The sequence below is a fragment of the Streptomyces sp. NPDC002577 genome, from assembly GCF_053594815.1.
Window position 1 is genome coordinate 311,417 of record NZ_JBSFWK010000003.1, and the last position, 23,977, is coordinate 335,393.

General features: G+C 69.9%; 24 protein-coding genes and 6 tRNA genes. 21 read left to right on the forward strand and 9 right to left on the reverse strand.

Annotated elements, in window-relative coordinates:
* Positions 1–38 precede the first annotated feature (38 nt).
* From ACWD4J_RS07040 to ACWD4J_RS07070, 7 genes are all read left to right on the forward strand, one after another.
* Positions 39–938, forward strand: a complete 900-nt coding sequence (locus tag ACWD4J_RS07040) for a TrmH family RNA methyltransferase (protein WP_451394271.1) — start codon at positions 39–41, stop codon at positions 936–938.
* A 168-nt stretch (positions 939–1,106) separates the two neighbouring features.
* Complete coding sequence (locus ACWD4J_RS07045) at positions 1,107–1,307, forward strand: DUF2997 domain-containing protein (protein WP_451394272.1); 201 nt, start codon at positions 1,107–1,109, stop codon at positions 1,305–1,307.
* Positions 1,298–1,894, forward strand: a complete 597-nt coding sequence (locus ACWD4J_RS07050) for a 4Fe-4S cluster-binding domain-containing protein (RefSeq protein ID WP_451394273.1) — start codon at positions 1,298–1,300, stop codon at positions 1,892–1,894. The genes ACWD4J_RS07045 and ACWD4J_RS07050 overlap by 10 nt, the downstream gene beginning before the upstream one ends.
* Positions 1,891–3,432: an AAA family ATPase gene (locus ACWD4J_RS07055; protein ID WP_451394274.1), complete on the forward strand. Its 1,542-nt coding sequence runs from the start codon at positions 1,891–1,893 to the stop codon at positions 3,430–3,432. The genes ACWD4J_RS07050 and ACWD4J_RS07055 overlap by 4 nt, the downstream gene beginning before the upstream one ends.
* A 43-nt stretch (positions 3,433–3,475) precedes the next feature.
* The gene (locus tag ACWD4J_RS07060; protein ID WP_451394275.1) at positions 3,476–5,956 is read left to right on the forward strand and encodes a hypothetical protein; all 2,481 of its coding nucleotides are present in this window, start codon (positions 3,476–3,478) and stop codon (positions 5,954–5,956) included.
* Between the two features lie 26 nt (positions 5,957–5,982).
* Positions 5,983–7,599 carry an Hsp70 family protein gene (locus tag ACWD4J_RS07065; protein ID WP_451394276.1) on the forward strand — a complete coding sequence of 539 codons (1,617 nt, stop codon included), beginning with the start codon at positions 5,983–5,985 and terminating at the stop codon, positions 7,597–7,599.
* Between the two features lie 20 nt (positions 7,600–7,619).
* On the forward strand, positions 7,620–8,030 hold the full coding sequence (locus ACWD4J_RS07070; protein WP_451394277.1) for a DUF1257 domain-containing protein: 411 nt from the start codon (positions 7,620–7,622) through the stop codon (positions 8,028–8,030).
* 42 nt (positions 8,031–8,072) lie between these two features.
* Here ACWD4J_RS07070 and ACWD4J_RS07075 read toward each other — a convergent pair whose 3' ends face one another.
* A complete protein-coding gene (locus ACWD4J_RS07075; protein WP_451394370.1) occupies positions 8,073–9,491 on the reverse strand; it encodes a protein kinase domain-containing protein in 1,419 nt (472 codons plus the stop codon).
* Between the two features lie 196 nt (positions 9,492–9,687).
* On the opposite strand from ACWD4J_RS07075, the gene ACWD4J_RS07080 reads away from it, so the two are divergent.
* From ACWD4J_RS07080 to ACWD4J_RS07095, 4 genes are all read left to right on the forward strand, one after another.
* Positions 9,688–9,954: a hypothetical protein gene (locus ACWD4J_RS07080; RefSeq protein ID WP_451394278.1), complete on the forward strand. Its 267-nt coding sequence runs from the start codon at positions 9,688–9,690 to the stop codon at positions 9,952–9,954.
* Positions 9,955–10,174: 220 nt separating this feature from the next.
* Entirely contained in the window at positions 10,175–10,384 is a 210-nt protein-coding gene (locus ACWD4J_RS07085; protein WP_451394279.1) for a hypothetical protein, read from the forward strand.
* Between the two features lie 291 nt (positions 10,385–10,675).
* A complete protein-coding gene (locus tag ACWD4J_RS07090) occupies positions 10,676–11,629 on the forward strand; it encodes a phosphotransferase family protein (RefSeq protein ID WP_451394280.1) in 954 nt (317 codons plus the stop codon).
* A gap of 69 nt (positions 11,630–11,698) precedes the next feature.
* A complete protein-coding gene (locus tag ACWD4J_RS07095; protein ID WP_451394281.1) occupies positions 11,699–11,995 on the forward strand; it encodes a TFIIB-type zinc ribbon-containing protein in 297 nt (98 codons plus the stop codon).
* An 82-nt stretch (positions 11,996–12,077) separates the two neighbouring features.
* Here ACWD4J_RS07095 and ACWD4J_RS07100 read toward each other — a convergent pair.
* The 5 genes from ACWD4J_RS07100 to ACWD4J_RS07120 all read right to left on the reverse strand — a co-directional run bounded on the left by ACWD4J_RS07100 (position 12,078) and on the right by ACWD4J_RS07120 (position 12,593).
* Positions 12,078–12,149 (reverse strand) — tRNA-Val (locus ACWD4J_RS07100).
* Positions 12,150–12,181: 32 nt separating this feature from the next.
* Positions 12,182–12,253, reverse strand: a tRNA-Val gene (locus ACWD4J_RS07105).
* A gap of 85 nt (positions 12,254–12,338) precedes the next feature.
* Positions 12,339–12,410 (reverse strand) — tRNA-Val (locus ACWD4J_RS07110).
* A 1-nt stretch (position 12,411) separates the two neighbouring features.
* Positions 12,412–12,485: transfer RNA gene (locus tag ACWD4J_RS07115), tRNA-Cys, on the reverse strand.
* A gap of 35 nt (positions 12,486–12,520) precedes the next feature.
* A tRNA-Gly gene (locus ACWD4J_RS07120) sits at positions 12,521–12,593 on the reverse strand.
* 267 nt (positions 12,594–12,860) lie between these two features.
* On the opposite strand from ACWD4J_RS07120, the gene ACWD4J_RS07125 reads away from it, so the two are divergent.
* From ACWD4J_RS07125 to ACWD4J_RS07135, 3 genes are all read left to right on the forward strand, one after another.
* Positions 12,861–13,892 (forward strand): chorismate-binding protein, encoded by a 1,032-nt coding sequence (locus tag ACWD4J_RS07125; protein WP_451394371.1) that lies wholly within the window; start codon positions 12,861–12,863, stop codon positions 13,890–13,892.
* Positions 13,893–13,944: 52 nt separating this feature from the next.
* Positions 13,945–14,766 (forward strand): aminotransferase class IV, encoded by an 822-nt coding sequence (locus tag ACWD4J_RS07130; RefSeq protein WP_451394282.1) that lies wholly within the window; start codon positions 13,945–13,947, stop codon positions 14,764–14,766.
* 99 nt (positions 14,767–14,865) lie between these two features.
* Positions 14,866–15,690, forward strand: a complete 825-nt coding sequence (locus ACWD4J_RS07135; protein WP_451394283.1) for a GNAT family N-acetyltransferase — start codon at positions 14,866–14,868, stop codon at positions 15,688–15,690.
* 45 nt (positions 15,691–15,735) lie between these two features.
* Here the strand turns inward: ACWD4J_RS07135 and ACWD4J_RS07140 are convergent, their stop codons facing one another.
* Positions 15,736–16,263, reverse strand: coding sequence for a DsbA family protein (locus ACWD4J_RS07140; RefSeq protein WP_451394284.1), 528 nt, complete (start codon positions 16,261–16,263; stop codon positions 15,736–15,738).
* A 315-nt stretch (positions 16,264–16,578) separates the two neighbouring features.
* Between ACWD4J_RS07140 and ACWD4J_RS07145 the strand changes: the two genes are divergently transcribed.
* Positions 16,579–17,022, forward strand: coding sequence for a hypothetical protein (locus tag ACWD4J_RS07145; RefSeq protein WP_451394285.1), 444 nt, complete (start codon positions 16,579–16,581; stop codon positions 17,020–17,022).
* 129 nt (positions 17,023–17,151) lie between these two features.
* Positions 17,152–17,310 carry a hypothetical protein gene (locus tag ACWD4J_RS07150; RefSeq protein WP_451394286.1) on the forward strand — a complete coding sequence of 53 codons (159 nt, stop codon included), beginning with the start codon at positions 17,152–17,154 and terminating at the stop codon, positions 17,308–17,310.
* A 184-nt stretch (positions 17,311–17,494) separates the two neighbouring features.
* On the opposite strand, the gene ACWD4J_RS07155 is transcribed toward ACWD4J_RS07150, so the two are convergent.
* Both ACWD4J_RS07155 and ACWD4J_RS07160 read right to left on the reverse strand, forming a co-directional pair.
* Entirely contained in the window at positions 17,495–18,052 is a 558-nt protein-coding gene (locus ACWD4J_RS07155) for a CGNR zinc finger domain-containing protein (protein WP_451394287.1), read from the reverse strand.
* Between the two features lie 355 nt (positions 18,053–18,407).
* Positions 18,408–18,821 carry an SsgA family sporulation/cell division regulator gene (locus tag ACWD4J_RS07160; protein ID WP_003959770.1) on the reverse strand — a complete coding sequence of 138 codons (414 nt, stop codon included), beginning with the start codon at positions 18,819–18,821 and terminating at the stop codon, positions 18,408–18,410.
* Between the two features lie 194 nt (positions 18,822–19,015).
* On the opposite strand from ACWD4J_RS07160, the gene ACWD4J_RS07165 reads away from it, so the two are divergent.
* From ACWD4J_RS07165 to ACWD4J_RS07185, 5 genes are all read left to right on the forward strand, one after another.
* Positions 19,016–19,456 (forward strand): TIGR02611 family protein, encoded by a 441-nt coding sequence (locus ACWD4J_RS07165; RefSeq protein WP_451394288.1) that lies wholly within the window; start codon positions 19,016–19,018, stop codon positions 19,454–19,456.
* 856 nt (positions 19,457–20,312) lie between these two features.
* Positions 20,313–20,384: transfer RNA gene (locus tag ACWD4J_RS07170), tRNA-Val, on the forward strand.
* Between the two features lie 438 nt (positions 20,385–20,822).
* The gene (locus ACWD4J_RS07175; protein WP_451394372.1) at positions 20,823–22,130 is read left to right on the forward strand and encodes an ABC transporter substrate-binding protein; all 1,308 of its coding nucleotides are present in this window, start codon (positions 20,823–20,825) and stop codon (positions 22,128–22,130) included.
* A 15-nt stretch (positions 22,131–22,145) separates the two neighbouring features.
* Complete coding sequence (locus ACWD4J_RS07180) at positions 22,146–23,102, forward strand: carbohydrate ABC transporter permease (protein ID WP_451394289.1); 957 nt, start codon at positions 22,146–22,148, stop codon at positions 23,100–23,102.
* Positions 23,099–23,971, forward strand: a complete 873-nt coding sequence (locus ACWD4J_RS07185; protein WP_451394290.1) for a carbohydrate ABC transporter permease — start codon at positions 23,099–23,101, stop codon at positions 23,969–23,971. The genes ACWD4J_RS07180 and ACWD4J_RS07185 overlap by 4 nt, the downstream gene beginning before the upstream one ends.
* The last annotated feature ends 6 nt before the right edge of the window (positions 23,972–23,977 follow it).

Here is a 23,977-nt window from a genome sequence, read left to right on the forward strand (position 1 = left end):
CCGTTGGCACCACTCCCAGGACAAGGCAGTATCACCCTGTGGCCGATCTCATCACCATTGAGGATCCCGCCGATCCGCGCCTGCGCGACTACACGGGCCTGACCGACGTCGAGCTGCGCCGCAAGCGCGAGCCCGCCGAAGGCCTGTTCATCGCCGAGGGCGAGAAGGTCATCCGGCGCGCCAGGCACGCGGGTTACGAGATGCGCTCGATGCTGCTGTCCTCGAAGTGGGTCGACGTCATGCGCGACGTCATCGACGAGGTCCCGGCCCCGGTCTACGCGGTCAGTCCGGACCTCGCCGAGCAGGTCACGGGCTACCACGTGCACCGCGGCGCGCTGGCCTCGATGCAGCGCAAGCCGCTGCCGACGGCCGAGGAACTCCTTCAGACGGCGCGCCGGGCCGTGATCATGGAGGCGGTCGACGACCACACCGACATCGGCGCGGCGTCGCCTTCCGGTCTGCCGGCAGAACGTGCGGTTCGGCGCGTCGCCGTGTTCGAAGACATCGTCGATCACGCCAACATGGGGGCGGCCTTCAGAAACGCCGCAGCCCTCGGCATCGACGCGGTCCTCCTCACCCCGCGCTGTGCCGATCCCCTCTACCGCAGGTCGGTGAAGGTCTCGATGGGAGCCGTCTTCCAGGTGCCGTGGACGCGCCTGGAGTCCTGGCCGAAGGACTCCGAGCTTCTGCGGTCCGCGGGGTTCACGGTCGCCGCACTCTGCCTGAGTGACCGGGCGATCAGCCTCGACGAGCTCGCCGCGCGGAACTGCGAGAAGCTCGCCCTGGTCTTCGGCACCGAAGGCGACGGCCTCACCCCCGAGGCCCTCGCTTCGGCCGACGAGCACGTCCGTATCCCGATGGACGCCGGTGTCGATTCCCTCAACGTGGCAGCTGCCTCCGCTGTGGCTTTCTACGCCACTCGGCCGCGAGCTGTCTGACGCCGGCATACGGTCCGGTTCGTCTGCAACGAGTTCGAGCGGGCCGCAGCTCGGGGCCATCTCACTCAAGTGCGCCGCCCAGCAGCATCTCTGACACACCGTGAGGGGGATGGACTATATTGCTCTCACTTGACCAGCTGCTGGTCAAGGGCGGTTCTAGGGGGGATCGTGGCCGACGAGATTCTCGAAGTGACGATTCGGCCGGACGGCCGGGTCGAGATGCATCTCCAGGGCGTGGAGGGCATGGGCTGCTTGGCGCAGACCCAGGCGCTGGTCGACCGGCTCGGCGGCCATGTGGAGTCTCAGGAACTCACGGCTGAGGCCTACGTGGAGACCGGCGAAGAACAGCACGACCAGCTGTGGCACTAGCGAGCAGATCCGCAGGCGCTGCTCCGCTGTGGCAGGTTCATTCGACGCTGGCGCGGAGCGCCGCGAACGGCCCTGGCCTGCGGTTCGTGGTGTGGAGTCAGGGATGCGGTCTCGCTTGCACCGGCTGTTTCAACCCGGAGACGCATGAACCCCGTGCAGGCAGTGCCCGGCGGGTGGAGGACGTGGTCGACGAGGTGGCCGGTACCGACGGCATCGAGGGGGTGACCCTCACCGGTGGGGAGCCGCTGGAGCAGCCCGGCCCTGTGGCCGCGTTCTGCCGCGCGATCCGACGGAGGACGGAACTCGGGATCATCGTGCTGACCGGGTTCACGCGTGCCGAGGTGGAGAGCCACCCGCTGCGTGCCGCGGCCGTCGCAGACGTCGATCTGCTCGTAGCGGGACGGTACAACGCGCGGCTTCGGCTGGGGGTGGGGCTGCGTGGTTCGGCGAACAAGGAGTACTGGGCCCGGACCGACCGGTATACGGCCGAGGACCTCCGCGGCGTGCCGGAGGCCGAGTTGGTGATCGGCACTGACGGCTCGATCACTCTGACAGGAATGCATGGCTGGGAGGACGGTCCACGGTGACCATCGAGAACGAGATAGGTCTCTACCTGCGGGCTCGTGTGCCGCTGCTGGTGCTCGTGACCGTGGAGGAGCAACGCGCTCTCGACGTCCTGGACAGGGTTCGTACGGCGCGGGACGCCTCTGGCGACCTGGTCAGCTGGGACATCGCAGGGGAGTTCCGCTCCGCGGCCAAGCGCACCATGCCCCAGGCGCCTGTTCCGGAGAAGGCGCTGGAGAAGATCGCCGAGATGGTGAAGGCCTCGCCGAAGCGGCGTGACCTCTACGTCCTGAAGGATTTCCACGAGTTCTGGTCGAAGAGCCCGGTGGTCCGGCGTAAGCTCCGCAATCTTGCTCACGACCTGGTGTTCACGGGTTCGTCTCTCGTGGTGACCACTCCCGCGCGGGACATTCCACGCGAGCTCAACGATGACGCCGTGGTCCTGGACCTGCCGCTGCCGGACGCGGAGGCCCTGCGGGCCGAGCTCGACCGGATGGTCACCTCGACCAGCGGCGTCCGCAACGAACTGACCCTGCAGGGGATGTCCCGGCTCGCCCAGGCGGCACTGGGCCTCACGTCGACGCAGGCGCGGCGGGCCTTCGCCAAGGCGATCGTGCGTGACCAGGTGCTGGACGAGAAGGACATCGGCGCGGTGCTGGCGGAGAAGAAGGCGGTGATCCGCGCGTCGCAAGCCCTCGAATTCACCGCGCCGGAGGAGACCCCGGACGACATCGGCGGTCTGGATGCCCTCAAGCGGTGGCTCACGCTGCGCGAGCGGGCCTTCGGCGACGAGGCGGCGGCCTATGGACTGCCCGCGCCGAAGGGCTTGGCCTTGATCGGCATTCCGGGGACCGGTAAGAGCCTGACCGCCAAGATGATCAGTGGCATGTGGCGGTTGCCGCTCCTGCGGCTCGACGTCGGCGCGGTGTTCGGATCCCTCGTGGGCGAGTCGGAGGAACGCATCCGGCAGGCGCTGAATCTCGCCGAGACGGTGGCGCCGTGCGTGTTGTGGGTGGACGAGTTGGAGAAGTCGCTCGCTGCCGGCGGAAGCAGCGACTCGGGGACCTCGCAGCGTGTGCTCGGTACCGTGCTCACCTGGATGCAGGAGAAGACCAAGCCGGTGTTCGTCGTCGCCACGGCGAACGACGTGAGCACGCTGCCCCCGGAGATGTTGCGCCGCGGCCGCTTCGACGAGGTCTTCTTCCTCGACCTGCCCACGGACGCCGAGCGCCGGGAAATCCTCACCGTCCATCTCCGCAAGCGCCGTCGTGACCCTGCCCGGTTCGACATCGTGCGGCTGGCGCGGCTGTCGGACGGCTGTGTGGGCGCTGAGCTGGAGCAGGCGGTCGTCGACGCGATGTATCGGGCGTTCGCCGAGGAGCGGGACATCACCACCGACGACGTCGCCGAGGCGATCGGGCGGCTGGTGCCGCTCAGCCGTTCGCAACGGGAGGCCATCGAGAACCTGCGGGTGTGGTTGCGTGACGGCCGCGCTCAGTCGGCCTCGTTCGCCGAGGCGGAGCGCGCCGTTCAGGCGCAGGTCCAGCTGGAACTGGCTTAGGTCGGAGCGGACGGCCGCTGGACCGTGGGGGAATGGGGATTCGGTGCATCAGGTGGTAGGTGAGCGGCGGGCCGAACGCTGGCTGGGCGCCTCCACGCAGCAGGAAGCGGGGGCGTGGCGACGGCTGCGGGCACGCCGGGCCTGGGACCGGCTCTGCACGGCCGCGGAGCGGGACGACCCGCATGCTCTGGCGTTGTTGTGCCGGACAGCACGGGATCGGGAGCATCCACGGCACCAGGACGCCGGGCAGGTGATCGCCGACTGCTGGGCGGCGTCCCGTGCGCCGCAGCTCCGTCAGGTGGTGCTGGAGTCCGGTGCCCTGGCCTCGGGCGGTCGCGCTCTGCTGCAGACGGCGGCCCTGCACGGGTGGTTGTCCGACCTCTGGCCCGCCGAGCAGGCGTCCGAGGCCGAGGCGTTGCTGGCAGACCCTGATCCGGCGATCCGTAGCGCTGCGGAGGAGACCTGCGCAACCGCGAGCGGGCCGCTGCTGGAGGCGCTGTGGCGTACCGTCGTGCCGTACGTGGTGCGGGAGCCCAAGTCGTTCCAGGCCGTCTCCGCCACCATGAGCTCCTCGTCCCTGGCTTCTGTTCTGCTGCGAAATCCGCAGGCTCCGCCCGCTCCTGCGCTGGATCAGCTGTGGGGAGCCTGGCTGCAGTCGGCCGACGAGCACGTGCTGACGGCCTTGTCGGCCTGGGGGCGCCCGGCCCGCAAGAAGCCTGAGCGCGGGCAGAGCCTCATCGTCGTCGAACCGGACCCCCGGCGGCTGACCGAGGACCCGTCGTTCCGCGCGGAGCTGTTCCGTGCCGCCACACGCACCGACCATCCGCTGGGCGACCTGGCTCGCCAGGTGATCTTCGCAGCGCTCACACCGGACCTGGTCGAAGTCCTCTGCGACGCCGCTCTCGCCGACCGCGCGCTGGTCACGTTCTGTGCTGAGCACCGTCTGGCGCCCAAGGACCCTGTCCGGCGGGTGCTGTTCTTCCTGCTGACCGAGCAGCTGGACCAGTACCGGGGCATGGATCCGGACGGCCGACTGCTCGAGCTGGCCTACGCGTCGGCCGACCAGGAAACCCGGAGTCGGCTGCAGAAGGCCATGCGCACCGCCGGTGGCCTGGACCTGGCGCGCGTGCTGGTGGGCAGCGACCGGCGCACCCGCATTCCGGAGATGTCGGAGGGCGAGCTCTCCTACCTGGCCAGGCAGCTCGCGGACCGTGGTGAGTGGCCGCAGTTGTGGGCTCTGGTGCAGGACGTGGCGCTGACTACCGGTCTCGGACTCATGCGCCTGTTCGAAGGTTGGACCCCGAGGGACGAGGACAGCCGGAGGGTTTTCGAGCTGATGCGTCAGGCGGATCCGGCTGAGGTCCGGGCCGCGGCCGCCGGGCTCCGGAAAACGTGGCCTCTCATGCAGCGACAGAGCCGCGTCCGGTTCGACGGCCGGGTCAACTCGGTCTCCTTCGCACCCGATGCCCCGCTCCTGGCTGTCGCCGGAACCAAGCAGGTCGCCGGCGTCATCGACCTGTCCCAGGGCCGGTTGGCGGAGCGCTACGACGGCTTCAACTCGTCGGTGGGGCACATCCTGCACACCGGCAAGGGTTGCTTCGTCGCCGCCGAACGCAGCAATACCAATCTGTCGGCCAACAGAGTGCTGTGGTGCTCCGGCGGGAGTACCAAGGTCCTGCACCAGGAGCGGGGACCGGTCACCTCTCTCGCCCTGCGCGGAGCGGACGGCAGCTTCGCGGCCGGTACGCGTCAGGGTGCCCTTCTGCTGGGAACGCCTGGCGGGGAGGTCGAGCAGGTACCCGTGAAGAAACTGGGTCTGGATCCGAAACGGGACTGGCCCCGCGCCGTCACCGCCCACCTCGCCTCAGGTCGTTTGGCGGTCCTCGCCCGAGGGCTGGTCCTCACGGACTCGACGGCCAGGAAGGTGCTGGCCCGCGGGGAAGCCGGGACGATCACCGGGCATGCCGTGTTCACCGGACCGGACACCCTGGTCGTGGCCAGCAAGGGCGGCACCATTCAGCGGGTACGGCGCCAGGGCCACAAGCTCGTCCCCGGCGTCCACAACGCGGCCTGGCTCTTCGGACTGGAGGCACTTCCGGAGCGGAACGAGGTCCTCGTCGTCGAACGGACCGGTCGGAGGGTCGTTCTCGGGGCGACCGATCTCGAGCTGCGGTGGGAGTCCGAGACCTCGAAGCAGGCGGCAGCACAACTTCTGAAGGCCACCAGCGCCCATCTCTCCCCCCGTGGCGAGTTCCTCGCCGTCGGCTACGACGGGGGATACACCGACCTCTACGACCTGCGTGCCTGGAACCTGCCCGCTCTGATCAACCGTCCCCTGGTGTCCTGCGTCCCCGCGGATCTGGGAGTTGCGGCCGCTGCCCGCTCTTCCGGCGGTGAATTGGAGAAGGCATCCCGGACATTCCTGGACCTGATGCACGGCCTGCTGGAGTACCGCTTCCGCTTCGACATCGAGATCGGCGATGTAAGCACCCTGACCGCGGGTGAGTACGACATCAGTCTGTGAGACCTGCGTGAGGAGCCATCCGACCCATGACAACGCGTATAGGCATCGACTTCGGCACAGCCAACACGGTGGTCGCCCGCTGGGACCACGCACTGGACCGTGGCGAACCCATCCCGTTGGAGGGCCTTGACCTGCTGCGCGACGGCAGTGGCGGCGTCCGCCAGCGCGTCGTTCCGTCCCTGATCGCCTTCGCGGCGGACGGAGAGCGACGCTGGACCGGCGCCGGCGTCGCCCAGAACCCGGCCTTGCTGGACGACCCGCGGGTCTCGGTCTTCCAGTCCACCAAGAGCAGCGTCACCGGGCAGGCCATCGATGTCCCGCGGACGGTGGGCACCCGGAAGCTCAGCAACCGGGATGCGGCCACCCAGTTCCTGAGCGACGTCATGGCCGCCGCCAGTCTCGCCGTCGGCGAGGGCGACCTGGAGATCGTGGCGACCGCCCCGGTCGAGGCGTTCGACACCTACCGGGACTGGCTGGTGCGCGAGGTCAGCGAGACCGCCGGCCTCAGCCGTCTGCGAGTGGTCGACGAGGCCACCGCCGCCGCCGTCGGCTACAGCGCACGCCTTCGTCCCGGCGATGCCTTCATGGTCTTCGACTTCGGCGCCGGCACCCTCGACATTTCCGTGGTGCGCGTGCAGGAACCCGACGCGACCGGCGGCGGGGCCGGGGTCCGGGCCATCGCGAAGGCCGGAGCCGACCTCGGCGGCAACCATATCGACGCCCTTGTCGCCGAGCACGTCGCCGACCTCACCGGTGTGCCGCTCGGCGACACGGCGACGTACAACCGGATCTTCCGGCGGCTCCTTCGGTCCTCCGAAGCAGCCAAGACCACCCTCACCCACGCCACCACCGCGGTGGTGGAGGCCGAGGATCCGCTGACCGGAGAGCGGTACCGTGCGGAGCTCACCCGGGACGACTTCGTGACCCTGCTACGGGAGAAGGACGTCTTGGGCCGAGTGGGCAGGGCCCTGCGCAAGACCTTGGACAGCGCCGCCGCGCTCGGCTACCCGGCCGACGAGATCGCCCAGGTGTTCCTGGTCGGCGGGTCCAGCCTGATCCCGGCCGTCCAGGACGTGCTGCGATTCCAGTTCTCGCCGGATCTGCTCCGCCTCGACCGTCCGCTGGAGGCTGTGGCCGCGGGGGCGGCGGGCATCGCCGGCGGCTATGAGCTTCACGACCACATCCAGCACGACTACGCCATCCGCCACGTCAACCGCGACACCGGCGTGTACGAGTTCGAGACGCTCGTCCACGCCGGCAGTGAGTACCCCACCCCGGATCCGGTCCGCACGCTCACCGTCAAGGCCATCCGGGACGGGCAGCGCAACCTGGGCCTCGCCATCTACGAGCTCGCCCATGCCACCTACCGCGACGCCGGGGCCGACCTGGAGATCGTCTTCGATGCCGACGGTGGTGCCCGCACTGTGGCCGTCACCGCGCAGCACCGCCAGGAGCAGTCCCAGCTGTGGCTGAACGAGGACAATCCGACCTTCCTCGAAGCAGATCCGCCTGCCAGCGCGGGTGTCGACCGGTTCCGTGTCGACTTCCGCATCGACGCACACAAGCGTCTGACCGCTTCGGCTTTCGACCTGGAACGCCGCCTCTGGGTCCTGGACCAGCAGCCCATCGTCCGGCTCTCCTGATACCGCAGCGAGGAGTCCTCATGTCCCACTACACCCGGGTCCGCACCACCCTGCGCGACCAGAAGACACTGGTGCAGACCCTGAAGAAGCTCGGCTTCACGCACGTCGAGAGCCACGACGAACCGCAGGCCCTCTATGGCTACCTGGGCGACCAGCGCAGTCAGACCGCAGAAGTGATCATCCGCCGGAAGTACGTGGGCGCAGCCAGCAACGACATCGGTTTCGCCCGTACCTCCGACGGGAGCTTCCAGGCCGTCATCAGTGATTACGACAGCAGCCGATACGGCAAGGCATGGCTGCGCAAGCTGACGAGTACGTACGGGCACGAGACTGCCCTGTCATTCGCAGAGGAGAACGGGTACGAGGTCGTCACCGAGGAGACCGACAAGGACGGCGCGGTGCGCCTCACCCTGCGCCGCTCGACTGTGTAGCGCGGGCTCTGCGGTCCGCCCGGCACGTGGCCACGCCCCTGACTACCGCGGTACGTCCCCGCCCTCGTGCAGGAACTGCGACGCCCCGCGGGGGAGCGCAGCCCCGAGCCCCCGGGCAGGCCCCTGGCACCCCTGAGCCGCCGCGATTCCCAGCGCCACCAGCAGCGTCACGACCACGAACACGAAGAGCCGCTGCCGCAGCAGCCGCGGATTCGCGGGCCGCCGGCCGGTCCCGGTCGTCCTCGGCGCCGGACGCCCGGCACCACTGCGCGGCGCCGGACGACTCCCCGAGCGCGGCGCGTTGCGGGACGGCGTGGGCCTGGCCGGGGTGTTCCGGGAAGGAACGCCGCGGGACGGGGTACTCCGGGATGCCGGGGTGTTGCGAGGCGACGGGGTGTTGCGAGGCGACGGGGTGTTGCGAGGCGAAGGGGTGTTGCGGGGCGAGGGAGTGTTCCGCGACGAGGCGGGGCGGCCCCCGGAGCGCGACCCACCGTTGGAGGCCCTCGGCGGAGCACCCTGGACACCCCGGTCGGTGAGCGGCTCGGTGTACTGCTCGGTGTACTGCTCGGTGAGCCGGCCCGTCGGCCGGTCGCCCGCACCGCGCGGCGCAGGCGACCGGGAGTCGGTAAGACTCTGGGCTTCCCGGGCCGCGATCTCCTTGAGCCGCAGCGACAGCTGCAGCGTGCTGGGGCGCTCCTCCGGGTCCTTCGCGAGGCACGCCTGGACCAGCGGGGCCAGCGCGTCGTGCACGCCGTCCAGCTGCGGCTCCTCGTGCACCACCCGGTAGAGCATGACCTCCGAACTGCCATGACCGAAGGGCGAGTCGGCGGTCGCCGCGTACGCGAGGGTGGCACCCAGCGCGAAGACGTCCGTGGCGGGCGTGACGGCCGCACCCCGCACCTGCTCGGGCGCGAGGAAGCCCGGCGACCCCACCGCAGTACCCACGTGGGTGAGCGTGCTCGCGCCCGTCGCCCAGGCGATGCCGAAGTCGATGATCCGCGGTCCCTTGGGGGACAGCAGGATGTTGGAGGGCTTGAGGTCCCGGTGCACGACACCCGCCTCGTGCACGGCGACCAGCCCCTCCGAGAGGGCGGCGCCGATGGAGGCCACCTCGGCGGCCGTCAGCGGGCCCTCCTCGGCGACCTTGTCGTGCAGCGAGGGCCCCGGAACGTACTGCGTGGCGAACCACGGCCGGTCCGCCTCGAGATCGGCGGCGACGAGCCGCGCGGTGCAGCCGCCGCGGATGCGGCGCGCGGCCGACACCTCACGCGCGAACCGTGAGCGGAACTCCTGGTCCTCGGCCAGATCAGGCCGGATCACCTTCAGGGCGACCCGCTGGCCACGCCGGTCGGAACCGAGGTAGACCACACCCATCCCGCCGGCGCCGAGCCGCCTGTGCAGCCTGAACGAGCCGACGACACGCGGGTCCTCGCGCCTCAGGCGCATCATCGCCATGTCCATCCCCGCTGCCCGGTCCGTCTGACGAGCCACAGCTTACGTTTCCGCGGCCGACTGCGCGCACAGGCCGCGCCTTCACGGCCCGATCGATTGTCAGTGCCGGGTGGGAGACTTGAAGAGTGGCCAGGGGAAGGGGGATCCGGGCCGCTGGGCTGCGCCCGGACTCCCAACCGTCCGTCGTCGAAGGGGGATTGGACCGGTGAAGGGCGATCGCGTGGAGATAGTCGTGGACGCGGGCGACACGACACGTACATATGAGGTAGTGGCGAGCCGTGCAGGCCGCCGCGTGGAGACGGCTGTGCGCCGGGGCGTGGTCGAGGTGAGCGAGGTCACCAGGAACGGCTCGGTGGTCCGTACGGCCCGGTTCATGGCAAACCGGGTGCTCGCACTGGTCGAGCAGCCCGTGCCGCGGGAGGACAGTTCGGAGCAGATCGGGCGTTCCCTCCGGGAAGACCCGGATTCGTAGGTCCGCGTCTCCACCCAGGGGAGTATGCAGCCGGGCACCGCTCATCCTGCGGGAGGCCCGGCAATCGGTACGAGGGCATGACGCCCGGCATGGCCCGCGCGCCTAGATTTGAGGTCAAGCGGCGGGTGCAGCACTCGTCCCCCGAGGTCAAGCACCCGCCGCTGCCAGGCCCGAGAGCCGGTCACAGAACGGCTCACATCGATTTGGTCAGGGAGGGACCATGGCGGACACGGCACCGCGGACCACGATCCGCAGGCAGGGGCGCAGGGCGTACCTCGCCGCGTTCGGCACCAGCCGGTCCGGCAGGCGCCACCCGCTGGTGGCGACCGCCATGGTCCTTCCGCTGGCGACCCTCCTCGTGGTCGTCTTCGGCGGCTGGGAGGCGGTGGTCACACAGGCGTCGTCCGTGGGCGTGATGCTGGGGCGTTGAGAGGCGCCCCAGGCCCGGAAGAGCGGTCCGGGCGGGGACATCCGGCCATGAAACCCCGTGGGGACGGGGGTGCGGCGGACGGCACAGATGCCCGCGCAGCTGGGGAGCTGCGCGGGCATTGTCTTTTGCGCCTAAGCCGGCGCTGCTCTCGCGCAGGTGGTTGATCGCCGCTGGGGTTCCTCGATTGATGGTTGCTGTGGTCTGTGGGCAAGTGATTACGCACTCGTCCAGCGCCGGGCCTGCGTACGCTCATGCCGAAGCAGACTCATCACCCCACACCAAGAGGAACCGTTGCCCGCAGACGTACTGCCCGCGCTGACCGGCAGGGCGAGAGCCGCGACCCACCCCACGAGCGTCGTCTGCACCTGCACGACCCCGGACACGGTGCTGGCGGACCGGCCCGACGGCACGGTCGTCCGCCACGGCGGCACCGTGGCCAAGGCCCACGCCCCGGATACGGACCCCGTCGAGCTCGCCCGGCGCCTGTCAGTCGCCGGGCACCCCGGGCTAGGCGGCATCCTGCTGCCCCCGCTCAGCCCGACGCCGGTCGACCTGCACGGCCGCCCGGTCACCTGCTGGCCGTACGGCACCCCGGTCGACCCCGAGGTCCCCGAAGACGCCCCGTGGGAAGCGGCCGCCACACTCCTGGCCCGCCTCCACGCGACCCCGCCGTCCGTCTTCCCGGCCGGGCTCCCGCCGATGCGGGGCCCCGCCAAGGCGGCCCGCGCGATCGCCAGGCTGCGCGCGGCAGGCCCGCATCCGGCCACCGCCCCGGTGCTCCGCGCCTGGTCCGTCCTCCCCGCCTGGGCCCGGGCGGAGGCCCCGATGCCGGGCGCAGCGGCCCTGTGCCACGGTGATCTGCATCTCGGCCAGCTCGTACGCCATCCCGCACCCGAAGGCCCCTGGCTGCTCATCGACGTCGACGACCTGGGACTGGGCGTTCCCGCCTGGGATCTCGCCCGACCTGCCGCCTGGTACGCCTGCGGACTGCTCCCAGCGGAGGAGTGGACCCGCTTTCTGACCGCCTACCGACAGGCAGACGGCCCCGCAGTGCCCGCGGACGGCGACCCCTGGCCGGCTCTCGACGTCCCGGCCCGCGCGCTGAGCGTACAGACCGCGGCCTTCGCCATCGCCAAGTCCGTGACCGCCGACCGCCCGCTCGACGAGGTGTACCAGGCCGTCGTCGACGCCTGTGATCGAATGGTCGCGGTACCGCCGCAGTTGCGGCCCGGCGACGCCAAGTAGGGTGCGATCGACCGAAGCCGGGCAGTGTTCCGGCGAAGCCGTACCGACCGGCGAGGAGTTGAGCCGACCATGCAGTGTCCGAAGTGCCATGCACCGATGCACACCTACAACCGCAACGGCGTCCAGATCGAGCAGTGCAGCGGTTGCCGCGGGATATTTCTCGACTACGGCGAGCTGGAGGCCCTGACCCGTCTCGAGTCCCAGTGGTCGCAGCCGGCCCCGCCGCCCCCGGCCGCTCCGCAGGCGTACCCGCCGGCCGCGCCCGCCTGGGGCGCCCCGCACGGTGGTCACGGCGGCCACGGCGGGCATGGCCACTACGGGCACCACCGGCACAAGAGCTTCGGCCACATGCTCTTCTCCTCCTGAGCCTCGAAGCGCACGTCCTGAGCCCTGAGCCTGGGGAGACACGACGAAGCCCCCGGTCGCATGACCGGGGGCTTCGGGTGTGTGGACGATACTGGGATTGAACCAGTGACCTCTTCCGTGTCAGGGAAGCGCTCTCCCGCTGAGCTAATCGTCCTCGGGACCACGGCCGGGGCCGTGGGCACTGCGTGCGCGATACTGGGATTGAACCAGTGACCTCTTCCGTGTCAGGGAAGCGCTCTCCCGCTGAGCTAATCGCGCGGGAAGATCCATGTGGATCCGTGAAGATCCTCGGGGATCAGGTCGTCGGAAACCGATCCTCGTGGATCAAGTCCTTGCAGACCAGTGGACGATACTGGGATTGAACCAGTGACCTCTTCCGTGTCAGGGAAGCGCTCTCCCGCTGAGCTAATCGTCCTTGGAGGTGGAGACGGGATTTGAACCCGTGTAGACGGCTTTGCAGGCCGTTGCCTCGCCTCTCGGCCACTCCACCCGGAGTGTAGGGGGTCGGGAAGATCCCCCACTTCGAGCGGACGACGAGGCTCGAACTCGCGACCTCAACCTTGGCAAGGTTGCGCTCTACCAACTGAGCTACGTCCGCCTGTCGGTTCGGTTCGCTTCCGCGTCCCGGCGACGTGTTGAACTTTAGCGGATTCCTGGGCCAGCACAAAAACGCGTTTGCGCAGCGTGCTGCGCCGTGGCGCGCCCGGCGCCGTCGCAGGGCACCGGGAGGGCATCCGCGAGAGCCTCTGCCGGGGCGTTGCAGAGCGCTCACCAGGCGTGAGTCAAGGGGTCCGGGCGCATACCGCTCAAGGGCGCCCGACCTAGACTCTCAGCCGTGCACAGCCCCCCTTCGTCCTCATCGCCGATGGCCTCGATGGCCCCGACGGCTCGCTTCGGAGGTCTCGTCGCCCGCGATCTCCTCGATGTCACCGGCGACCCCGCGGCGCTGGAGTCCACCGGTTTCTGGGCCGTGGCCGCCGACTTCGAGGGACAGCTGGTCTGCGCCCGCTTCGGGGACGTCCGGCGGGAGCCCGTCCCCGCACCGGTGCCGGGGGCATGGCACGGGCCGGCGACCGGAGACTGGACGTCGTCGCTCGACCATGACGCGTACACGGCGGGCGTACGGCGCATCCGCGAGCACATCGCCGCAGGTGAGGTGTACCAGGCCAATCTCTGCCGTGTCCTGTCCGCTCCCGTCGCGCCGGACGCCGACGTGGACGCGCTCACCGCACTGCTCGCGCGCGGCAACCCCGCTCCATATGCCGGAACGATCCGGCTGCCCGGACACGGGGTGGAGATAGCGAGCGCGTCGCCCGAGCTCTTTCTGCGCCGCAGTGGCCGTGTCGTGGAGTCGGGGCCGATCAAGGGCACCGGCCGCACGGAGGCGGATCTGCTCGAGAAGGACCATGCCGAGAACGTGATGATCGTGGATCTCGTCCGGAACGATCTCGGGCGTGTCTGCGAGACCGGTTCCGTCAGCGTCCCGGAGCTCTGCGTGGTCGAGAAGCACCCGGGTCTGGTCCATCTCGTCTCGACCGTCCGGGGGGAGCTGCGCGAGGGCGCGGGCTGGCCGGAACTGCTGGCCGCGACCTTCCCGCCCGGTTCCGTCACGGGCGCGCCCAAGTCCAGCGCGTTGCGGATCATCGAGGCGCTGGAGACGGCCCCGCGCGGTCCGTACTGCGGGGGAATCGGCTGGGTCGACGCCGACCGGCGCACCGGTGAGCTCGCCGTGGGCATCCGGACCTTCTGGATCGACCGCTCCGAGGGGGTCCTCCGCTTCGGTACCGGCGCGGGCATCACCTGGGGCTCGGATCCCGAGCGCGAGTGGCGGGAGACCGAGCTGAAGGCGTCGCGGCTGCTCGCGGTAGCGTCGGGGGAGTACCCCGGGGAGCAGTAGTCCGGGCATGTGGGACGTACGGATGTACGAGGCGAGCAGGAGGAACCCCCAAGTGAAGATCTGGCTCGACGGAGGGCTGCAGGACCTCGATGCCGCCCGCGTCTCCGTGTTCGATCACGGTCTGACGGTGGGCGACGGCATCTTCGAGACGGTGAAGTCGGTCGACGGGAAGCCCTTCGCTCTGACCCGCCACCTCGACCGGCTCACCCGCTCGGCGCGCGGCCTGGGCCTGCCCGACCCGGATCTGGACGAGGTACGCAGGGCGTGCGCCGCCGTCCTCGAGGCCAACCCCGTGCCGCTGGGCCGGCTGCGCATCACGTACACCGGTGGCCTGTCGCCGCTCGGCTCGGACCGCGGCGACCACGGCCCGACCCTGGTCGTGGCCCTCGGCGATGCGGCCCGGCGCCCGGATGCGACGGCCGTGATCACCGTCCCCTGGACTCGCAACGAGCGCGGCGCCCTCACCGGGCTGAAGACCACCTCGTACGCCGAGAACGTCGTGGCCCTGTCCCGCGCCCACCAACAGGGCGCGTCCGAGGCGCTGTTCGGCAACACGGTGGGACAGCTGTGCGAGGGCACGGGATCGAACGTGTTCGTCGTCCTGGACGGCGAGATCCACACGCCTCCCGTCGCCTCCGGATGCCTGGCGGGCATCACGCGCGCGCTGACGATCGACTGGACGGGCGCCCACGAGACCGATCTCCCGCTCGACGTCCTGGACCGCGCGGACGAAGTCTTCCTGACCTCCAGCCTGCGCGACGTGCAGGCCGTCCACCGCGTCGACGGCCGGGAACTGGCGGGCGGACCGGGCCCGGTGACCGCGAAGGCGATGCGGGTCTTCGACGAGCGGGCCGCGGACGACCTCGACCCTTAGGGTTCTCCCGGTCGTGGGGCTCCCAGTGGTGGTCCAGCTCCTGCCGCGGGCGCCGGAATTCGGATGAACCGGGGCCCGCATACGGGTAGAACAGCCACGATGACGACGACCCTGCGGCCGATCGAGCCGCTCCAGCACGACGCCGACGGTGCGCGTTCGCGTCGCTACCAAGTGTGCGTGAACAGTCGCCCCGTGGGCGCGCTTCAGCTCGGCACGCACCCTGTCTACGGACCCGCTGTGGCACAGATCTGCGAGCTGCACATCGACGAACGGGACCGCCGGCGGGGCCGGGGAACCGTCGCCGCGCTCGCGGCCGAGGAGGTGGTGCGCGGCTGGGGCTGCAGGCGCATGGAGATCTCGGTGCCCGCCGATGCCGAGGCGGCGCTCCGGCTGGTCACCACGCTCGGCTACGTCCAGCGCAACCGCGGCATGGAGAAACCGCTCGGCACCACCCCGCCCGGACTGCCCGAGGGCAGCGTGGGCCGGCCCATGACGGACGCCGAGTACGGTCCGTGGCTGGAGCACGGCAAGGCGGAGTACGCGCAGAGCTGGATCCAGCGGGGCGTCAGCGAAGCCGAGGCCTGGGCCAAGTCCGAGAGGGACCATGCGGCCCTGCTGCCGGACGGTCCGGCCACCCCGGACGTGGTCCTGAGCGTCCTCGAACACCAGGGCGCCGCGGTCGGCACCCTGTGGGTGGCGATGCGCGACGAGGATGCGTTCGTGTTCGACGTGGTGGCCGACGAGCGGTACCGCGGCCGGGGCCACGGTCGCTCCCTGATGCTGCTGGCTGAGGCCCAGGCCATCACCGCCGGAAAGCCCCGCATCGGTCTCAACGTCTTCGCGGGCAACACCCCCGCCGAGCGGCTCTACGAGTCGCTGGGGTACGTGCCGACGTTGTACGCCGCGTACAAGGAGCTGTTGTAGGCGCCGCGGGGCGCGACGCCGTGCGGGGAGGGACCGGCGGGACGGCTACGCCTCCCGCTCGTCCAGCAGCCGGTCGGCGATCTCCTCGATGCGCTCGCGCAGGCCTTCCTGGCTCTTGCCGCCGTCCAGGCGCTCGTCGCCGATGACGTACGTGGGCGTGCCCGTCACGCCGATCGCCTTGCCCTCCGCCTGGTCGGCGTCGACGATCAGGATGTGCCGGCCGTCGACCAGGGCGGTGTCGAACTCCTCGGCGTCCAGGCCCAGTTCACGGGCCACCTCCACCAGGAAGGGCTCGCCCTTGCGGTCCAGCTCCTCGACCCGGCCGAGCACGGCCTCCACGTAGGCCCAGCCCTGGCCCTGCACCGCGGCCTCCTCGGCCGCCTGGGCGCCGGCGAACGCGTGCTTGTGCTTCTCGAGCGGGAAGTGCCGCAGCCGCAGTTCCAGACGGTCGCCGTAGCGGGCGCGCAGCGCGCGGAGGTCGTCGAGTGCGCTGCGACAGTCGGGGCACTGAAGCTCGCACCAGACGTCCAGAACAGGGCGTGCAGTGGTGCCGGCGGGGGTGGAGTCGTTCATGGGCCCAGTCTTGCAGCCGCGTGGAGGCGACCCCAATCGGAGTCGCCTCGTCCGGCTCGGGGCGGGTGGTCTCGCGCCTTGAGCCGGGCCGTGGGAGCCGTGGGACGGACCTTTGAAGGGCCTTGAATCGCCCCACGGCCGTCTCCGGGGCCTTGCCGCGGGCCCGACCGGGGCCTGCTCTGGCACCTGGGAAGGATGCCGTACCCGGAGATGTCCCTGAGGTCCCGGCGCACCGTGGCCCGGGCGCCCGGAGCGGTGCAGGATGGAGGGGACGAATCGTCCCAGCCCGACTGCCTGCCATGCCTGGAGGACCGGATGATTGCCGAGACTGTCTGTTCTGCCGTCTCCGCGGCCGGCCTGGGCTTTGCCGCGATCACCGCGTACCGCAAGCGCTTCCTGGCGGCGGCCCGTATCGCTGCCTACTCGCTGATTCCGCTCGGTCTGGTCATGACCGGTGCCGTCCAGTGGGTGGTGCACACCGCGTTCAGCCCGGTGGCCTGGGCGGGCTTCGGGGTGCTCGGCTGTGCCTGGCTGCTGTTCATGACGACCCGCGCGGTCGAGCGGCGCAGCGGCGGAACCCGCAAGGAGCGCAAGGCGGCGAAGAACGCCGCCCGGGGAGCAGCGGTGGCTCCGGCTGCTTCGGCCCCCTCTCTCGGACCGGCCGCGCGCCCCGCCGCCCGGCCCGGGACGCAGTCCGGTGGCGGCGCCACGGACGATTTCAGCGACATCGAGGCCATCCTGAAAAAGCACGGCATCTGACATCGACTCGAAAGGCGGCCGCCGCCTGCCCCACCGCCCTCCCCGAAGTCAAGGACTTCGGCGAACTGCCGCGTCATTTGGGCGTGTTGACAGCGCGGCAGGGACCTGCTGCGCCATGATCGCCCCGACATGCTGGACACATCACAGGGCGATGCCGCCCCTCAAACTCCGGCCGAGGAGCCTCGCGGGTGCCTCTTCGCGCTCTCCCAGCCGCCCCTGATGATCTTCTTGGCGGTGATCGGCATTCTGCTGCTCATGGCATCGGTGCATGATCTGTTCCTGCTGTGAACGGTGATCACGGTGCCGGGCCGTCCTGGTCAGGGTGTTGCTGCTGGTCAGGGTGTCGCGGACGCGGTCCCTGAGCAGAGGGCCTTCGCGACGGGTCCTTGGGGGACGGGCCTTGGGCCTTCGAGGCGGTCCTTGGGGGTCAGGCCATGGGGCCCTCGAGGCGGTCCTTCGTGCAGGGGGTGTCTCAGCGTGCGGCTTCCTTGCGGCGTGCCCGGTACGCCGCGACGTGCAGCCGGTTGCCGCAGGTGCGGCTGTCGCAGTAGCGGCGTGAGCGGTTCCGCGACAGGTCCACGAAGGCGTGCCGGCAGTCGGGCGCCTCGCATCGGCGCAGCCGGTCCTGCTCGCCGGCCACGACGAAGAACGCGAGGGCCATGCCGCAGTCGGCCGCCAGATGGTCGGCCAGGGAGGCGCCGGGCGCGAAGTAGTGCACATGCCAGTCGTAGCCGTCGTGATCGGTGAGCCGAGGCGTCGTGCCGGCCGCGGCCACCAACTCGTTGATCAAGCCGACGGCGGTACGGGCGTCGTCGGCGGCGAAGATCGCGGCGAAGCGGGCCCGTATGCCCCGTACGGCGGCCAGGTCATGATCGGTCAGCACGCCGACGTCGCTCACTTCGTGCCCCCGCACGAAAGCCGCAAGGGCGCCGACGTCCGCGAGCCCGTCGGCCTCGTCGTTCTCCGGTGCGGTGTTCACCAGATCGACCACGGTATCGAGGGAACACCGGGTGTCGTGGGTGATCAGCACGAGTCGCTCCCTGGCCTGGGGATCGGGCAGAGCCCGCCGATGCAGGCCGATGCTAGCGGCTCCCCGTCACGGACCGTCGGCCTGGGAGGCCGAAGCCGCCCCGGGCGCACCATGGCGGCCGCGGCGCACCGAGGCCGCCGCGGTGCGTACCCATCGGACGACGAGCGAGCCCGTGACGAGGGGCGGCGCGTTGCCCCGACGTTGTCGCCGCCCGACGCGAGGCCGCCCGTGTACGCGTCGGCGCCGCCCCGCGGAACCCCGCGGTGGCGGCGCCGGCGCCTGCCCTATGCGGTTGTCGTGGCCCGAGCCGTCTCCCCGAGTGGACGGCGCCGGGCTGCTCTGAAGCCTGGCCTCGCTAACTCTCCGCCAGGATGTGTGAGAGCTCTGTGTCGAGATCGAAATGGCGATGCTCCGTACCGGGCGGAACCGCGGCGTCCGTTCGCTTCAGGAAGGACTCCAGTGCCCGCGCCGGGGCCTCGAGCAGGGCCTCGCCCTCCGGCGAGCTCAGGGCGATGCAGACGACGCCCTGACCGTGGCTGCGTGACGGCCAGACACGGACGTCGCCGGTGCCGGTGGGCCTGTGCAGGCCCTCGGCGAGGAGGTCGCGGGCGAACACCCACTCGACGGTCTCCTCGGCTCCGGTGTGGAAGGTGGCGTGCACGGCATACGGATCGGCCGTGTCATACCGCAGTCCTGCGGGAACAGGCAGTGAGGACTCGCTCGACACAACGAGGCGCAGGTGCAGCTCGCAGCTGACCGTGGTGTTCATAAGCGCCAGGGCCTTTCGCTCAGTGTGCGCTCGGGGATTCGCACGTCGGCGAAATCGACATGCCACCTACGGTGCCGTTGTAAACCCCTCTGACTGTTTTGCGTGTCTTTAGGTAGCTCGTCCGGCCGAGTATCAGTTCGTCGGCTAGAGCCATTCCGGTGATCGGCCTCTCCTGTCCGGTAGGGTTTGGCCGTATGAATACGGGGAGTGACGAACCGGGGGAGGTTGCCGTGGTAGCCGACGCGGGGGCGGAGCACCGCGAGCCGGAGCTGGGCTCGCGGGCGCCGGAATTCATCAAGGCACGCCGGGCACTGCATCTGAGCTGGCAGGTCGGCGTCTTCGTCGTGGGGCTCGGGGTGGTCGTCGCGGGCGTGGTGATGCTGCCGCTGCCGGGCCCGGGCTGGCTGGTGATCTTCGGTGGCATGGCGATCTGGGCGACCGAGTTCGTCTGGGCCCAGCTGGTGCTGCGCTGGACGAAGCGCAAGGTCACCGAGGCGGCACAGCGTGCGCTCGACCCGACGGTCCGGCGGCGCAATCTCATCCTCACCTGCGTCGGTCTGCTGATCGTCGCCGTGCTGGTCGGCATCTACCTGTGGAAGTTCGGCCTCGAGATGCCGTGGAACATCGCGCAGTGACCGACGCGCGTTGACCTCGCGGCGGGGGTTTCTCCGCGTCCGGGGCGGCCTGCGTGTGCTCCCTCCGGGGTGGGGGCGGCCGGCCTGCGTCGAGCGCGGCCGGCCCCGCTTCTCCGGCGGGGCGGGTGGGCGTGCGACCTCGTGGAAGGGCCCACGCCCGCGGCCTGCCGCTGCCCGCGCGACGGTAAGCCCCGGCCGCCGGCCCCTGGGTGCTGCGTGCCCCGGTAGTCGGCTGACTGCGGCTCGTGGGTCCGCGCCCAGGCGGACCTCGCGCCGGCTCGGGCCGGAGGCGCCTCAGGGCGCCCTCTGCCCGCCTCTCGCCCTCCGGGGTGTCCGGGGTGTACACCCCCCGGCGGCCTGCTTCGGTTGGACGCCCTGCGTCCCGCCTGCAGCCCGCCTTCGTACGGTGTCCCGTGTCCGGCCTGCGGTCCGCCTCCGACCCTGAGGCCGCCTCGGCGCTTGCTCCGGTCCTCGGCCCGCCGCCTGCTCCCGTAAGGCGTTCCATGTGCCCGGGGGCCTGGTTCGGGTCCTGGGGCTGGCCTGGCGCTCGTCTCCGGCCTCGGCCCGTGGCCTGCCCGTACGGCGGCGTCCCGCGTCCCGCTCGCAGCTTGCTTCTGGCGCTCCCGCGGGCCCGCAGTTGTCCTTCGTGCCCGCCTCGTGCCCGCCACCGATCTCAGGCCCGCCCCGACGCTGGCGCCTCCGGTCCTCGACTCCTCGACGCCGCCCCGACGGCTCCGCGCCCCGGCCCCCCAACCGCTCCACGCCCAGGTCCCCGACCGACTCCAGGCCGCCCCACCGCATCCCGCGGCCTGGTCGGAGGCACGCCCTGACATGCGGTAATGTTCTCTGTGCGCCCGGGCGATTAGCTCAGTGGGAGAGCGCTTCGTTCACACCGAAGAGGTCACTGGTTCGAACCCAGTATCGCCCACCCCGGATCTGCGGCCCGGAGGCTATGAGCCTCCGGGCCGCAGTCATGTCCAGGGGCGACCTACGACGGTGTCCACGAGCCCACGGCGTCCGGCTCGGCCTGACGGCGTAGGCGCGTTGTGCCCACGGACCTGCGCGGCACACGACCACAACGGCCTGCGGCCTGCGGCCCCGCACGCCCCCATCGGCCCGCTGCCGGCGGCCCGGAGATTCCGGCCGATCCCTGCACGTCCGTGCCCCTACACGGTCCATCACCCCGCAACGGCGCCGCATCCAAGGCGCGCCCCGCCCAAGGGGGCCGCACCCGTTGCGGTGTTGCGTTGTGCGGCCGTTATTGAAACGCTTCGAGCGAATCCTGTCCGAATCGTTGACGGGATCTCAGCCTCTCCGTACCTTGTGCCAGCAAGCGCTTGCTTGAAACGATTCACGACAAGTCATGATGTGGCGGGGAGGCCCAACTGTGCGTGCCGACGAGTCTATTGGGAGGCGGAAGCTCCTCAAGGCGGGGGGTGCTTCGCTGGCCACTGTGGGGCTGATGGCAGCCGGCTGCGGAGGGGAGAGCGGCTCAGGCGGCGGTGGGACCGTCACGCTCCGCCACGCCTGGTGGGGCGGGGAGCCGCGAGCGGTGGCGATCAAGAAGTGCATCGCCCTGTTCGAGAAGAAGTACCCGAAGATCAAGATCCAGCCGGAATTCACCGACTACGCCGCGTTCTGGGAGAAGTTCCAGACGCAGGCCGCGGGCGGCAATCCGCCGGACGTTTTCCAGAATGCAATCGGCTTCCTGCGCAAGTACGACAAGCGCGGCGTGCTGATGGACCTCAACTCCCAGATCAAGGCCGGGAACATCAGCCTGGACGGCTTCCGCAACGGCGTGGAGGCCAACGGCCAGGTGGACGGCAAGCAGCTCGCCGTCCCGGTCGGTTCGAACACCATGTCGCTCGTCATCGACAACAAGGTCTTCGAGAAGGCCGGAATCAAGCCGGAGTTCGGCTGGACCTGGGACGAGTACTTCGACGCGCTCCAGCACATCAAGGACACCCAGAAGATAGCCGGAGACACCGGCTACTTCGGGATCATGTACCTCTACGACCTGTATCTGCGTCAGAACGGCAAGGCCTTCTTCAGCGACACCGGCCTCGGTTTCACCGAAGACGACCTCATCCCCTGGTGGGAGGACGGCTACAAGCGCATCAAGTCGGGCGTGATCTGCGACCCGAAGAAGGTCGCCCAGGTCTCGCCCAAGTCCGCGCTGTCGGCCGGGCTCGCGGCGTCCGAGTTCACATGGGACAACTTCTCCGTCCGCTACGCCGGCGAGGGCCACCCCAACATCGGCCTCGCGCCGATCCCGACCATGGACGGCAAGGCGACGGGCCAGTACCTCGGCTCCCTGATGCTGTCGATCTCCAACAAGACCAAGCACCCCAAGGAAGCCGCCCAGTTCCTGAACTTCATGGTCCACGACCCCGAGGTCGGCAAGATCATGGGGTACGACCGGGGCATCCTGCCCACCGAAGAGCAGTACAAGGCCTTCACGCCGTCCGACGACCAGAACAAGGCGATCGCCGCGTTCGAGGAGGAGTGCAAGAAGGAGGGCGTACTGGGCAAGATCACCCCGCACCCGTCCGGCGCCGACGTCGCCGAGGCCGCCTTCCTGCGTATCGCGGGCGACATCGGCCAGGGCAAGACCAAGGTGAACGCCGCCGTGAAGCAGTTCTTCAACGAGGCGAAGGCCGCCTTCGCGGCCTGAGGGGACTAAAGCACCATGACGCTCGTCAAGGACACGCCCGTCCTGGCCCGGAGCGAGCGCTCCGACGGCCCCGCCGCAGCCAGGCGGCGGGGCCGGCGGGAGAGCCTCGCCGGTTATCTGTTCATGTCGCCGTGGCTGGCCGGATTCCTGCTGCTGACGGCCGGTCCGATGGTGGCGTCGTTCTACTACGCCTTCACGAACTACAACCTCTTCACCTCGCCCCAGTGGGTCGGCTTCGACAACTTCACCGCGATGTTCGACGACCCCCGCTGGCGCAAGTCGGTCGAGGTCACCCTGAAGTACGTGGTGATCGGCACCCCGCTGAAGCTGCTCCTCGCGCTCGGCGTGGCGCTGCTGCTGGCGCAGAGCCGGCGCGGCCAGGCCCTGTACCGGGCGGCGTTCTACATGCCGTCACTGATCGGGGCGAGCGTGTCGGTCGGCTTCGTGTGGCGGGCGCTGTTCTCCGACAACGCGATCGTGGACCGCGGTCTGAAGTCGTTCGGCTGGAACCTGGGCGGCTGGATCGGCGACCCGGACCTCGTGCTCTACGCCCTGGTGGCGCTCACCGTCTGGCAGTTCGGCGCCCCCATGGTCATCTTCCTGGCCGGTCTCAAGCAGGTCCCGCGCGAGCTGTACGAGGCGGCCGAGGTGGACGGCGCGGGACCGCTGCGCAGGTTCTGGAGCATCACGCTCCCGATGATCTCCCCGGTGCTGTTCTTCAACGTCCTGCTGGAGACCATCCACTCGTTCCAGATCTTCGGCTCCGCGTACGTCGTCTCCGACACCTCCTGCGGCCCGGCGGACGGCACCCTCGTCTACACCTGCTACCTGTACCAGAAGGCGTTCAAGGAGACGCAGATGGGCTTCGCGTCCGCGATGGCCTGGATGCTGCTGCTCGCGGTCGCGCTGGTCACCGCGGTGCTGTTCTGGTCGCAGAAGAAGTGGGTGCACTACGAGGAGGGCGCCAAGTGAGCACCGCCAACGCCACCGTCCGTACGACGGGTTCACGCCGCAGGACCGGCTCCGTCGTCTGGCACGTCTCCGCTGTCGCGGTCCTGGCCGTCGTCCTCTACCCCGTGCTGTGGGTGGTCGGGGCCTCGTTCAAGCCCGGCGAGGACATCATCGGCTCGCTGGACCTGTTCCCCACCTCTCCGAAGCTGTCCAATTTCTCCGGGCTCGCGGACGGCATCGCCGGCATTTCCATCTCCACCTTCTTCTTCAACTCGCTGATGTACGCGGGGCTCGCCGTGGTCGGCGTGGTCGTCTCCAGCTCGCTCACCGCGTACGCCTTCGCGAAGATCCGCTTCAAGGGGCGGAACCTGCTCTTCACGCTGATGATCGGGACGCTGCTGCTCCCGTACCACGTACTGCTCATCCCGCAGTACGTGATGTTCCAGAAGCTCCAGCTCACCGACACCTACGTGCCGCTGCTGGCCGGGAAGTTCCTCGCCACGGAAGCCTTCTTCGTCTTCCTGATGGTGCAGTTCATGCGCGGTCTGCCGCGTGAGCTGGACGAGGCGGCCCGCCTCGACGGCTGCGGCCATCTGCGGATCTACTGGTCGGTCGTGCTGCCGCTGACCCGGCCCGCGATCATCACCACGGCGATCTTCACCTTCATCAACGCCTGGAACGACTTCCTGGGGCCGCTGATCTACCTCAACAACCCGGACCGGGCCACGGTCTCGCTCGCCCTCATGATGTTCCGCGACCAGCAGGGCATCTCCGACTACGGCGGCATGATCGCCATGGCGATGGCGGCGCTCATTCCGGTGCTCGCCTTCTTCCTCGCCTTCCAGCGCTACCTGATCGACGGCATGGCGACCTCCGGACTGAAGGGCTGAGACGCC

Bases quoted from the DNA above. Each gene is read 5' to 3' on its own strand.
- ACWD4J_RS07065 (WP_451394276.1), top strand. From the start codon at position 5,983: ATGACAACGCGTATAGGCATCGACTTCGGCACAGCCAACACGGTGGTC.
- ACWD4J_RS07070 (WP_451394277.1), top strand. From the start codon at position 7,620: ATGTCCCACTACACCCGGGTCCGCACCACCCTGCGCGACCAGAAGACA.
- ACWD4J_RS07075 (WP_451394370.1), bottom strand. From the start codon at position 9,491: ATGGACATGGCGATGATGCGCCTGAGGCGCGAGGACCCGCGTGTCGTC.
- ACWD4J_RS07085 (WP_451394279.1), top strand. From the start codon at position 10,175: ATGGCGGACACGGCACCGCGGACCACGATCCGCAGGCAGGGGCGCAGG.
- ACWD4J_RS07095 (WP_451394281.1), top strand. From the start codon at position 11,699: ATGCAGTGTCCGAAGTGCCATGCACCGATGCACACCTACAACCGCAAC.
- ACWD4J_RS07125 (WP_451394371.1), top strand. From the start codon at position 12,861: ATGGCCTCGATGGCCCCGACGGCTCGCTTCGGAGGTCTCGTCGCCCGC.
- ACWD4J_RS07135 (WP_451394283.1), top strand. From the start codon at position 14,866: ATGACGACGACCCTGCGGCCGATCGAGCCGCTCCAGCACGACGCCGAC.
- ACWD4J_RS07140 (WP_451394284.1), bottom strand. From the start codon at position 16,263: ATGAACGACTCCACCCCCGCCGGCACCACTGCACGCCCTGTTCTGGAC.
- ACWD4J_RS07145 (WP_451394285.1), top strand. From the start codon at position 16,579: ATGATTGCCGAGACTGTCTGTTCTGCCGTCTCCGCGGCCGGCCTGGGC.
- ACWD4J_RS07150 (WP_451394286.1), top strand. From the start codon at position 17,152: ATGCTGGACACATCACAGGGCGATGCCGCCCCTCAAACTCCGGCCGAG.
- ACWD4J_RS07160 (WP_003959770.1), bottom strand. From the start codon at position 18,821: ATGAACACCACGGTCAGCTGCGAGCTGCACCTGCGCCTCGTTGTGTCG.
- ACWD4J_RS07165 (WP_451394288.1), top strand. From the start codon at position 19,016: ATGAATACGGGGAGTGACGAACCGGGGGAGGTTGCCGTGGTAGCCGAC.
- ACWD4J_RS07175 (WP_451394372.1), top strand. From the start codon at position 20,823: ATGTGGCGGGGAGGCCCAACTGTGCGTGCCGACGAGTCTATTGGGAGG.
- ACWD4J_RS07180 (WP_451394289.1), top strand. From the start codon at position 22,146: ATGACGCTCGTCAAGGACACGCCCGTCCTGGCCCGGAGCGAGCGCTCC.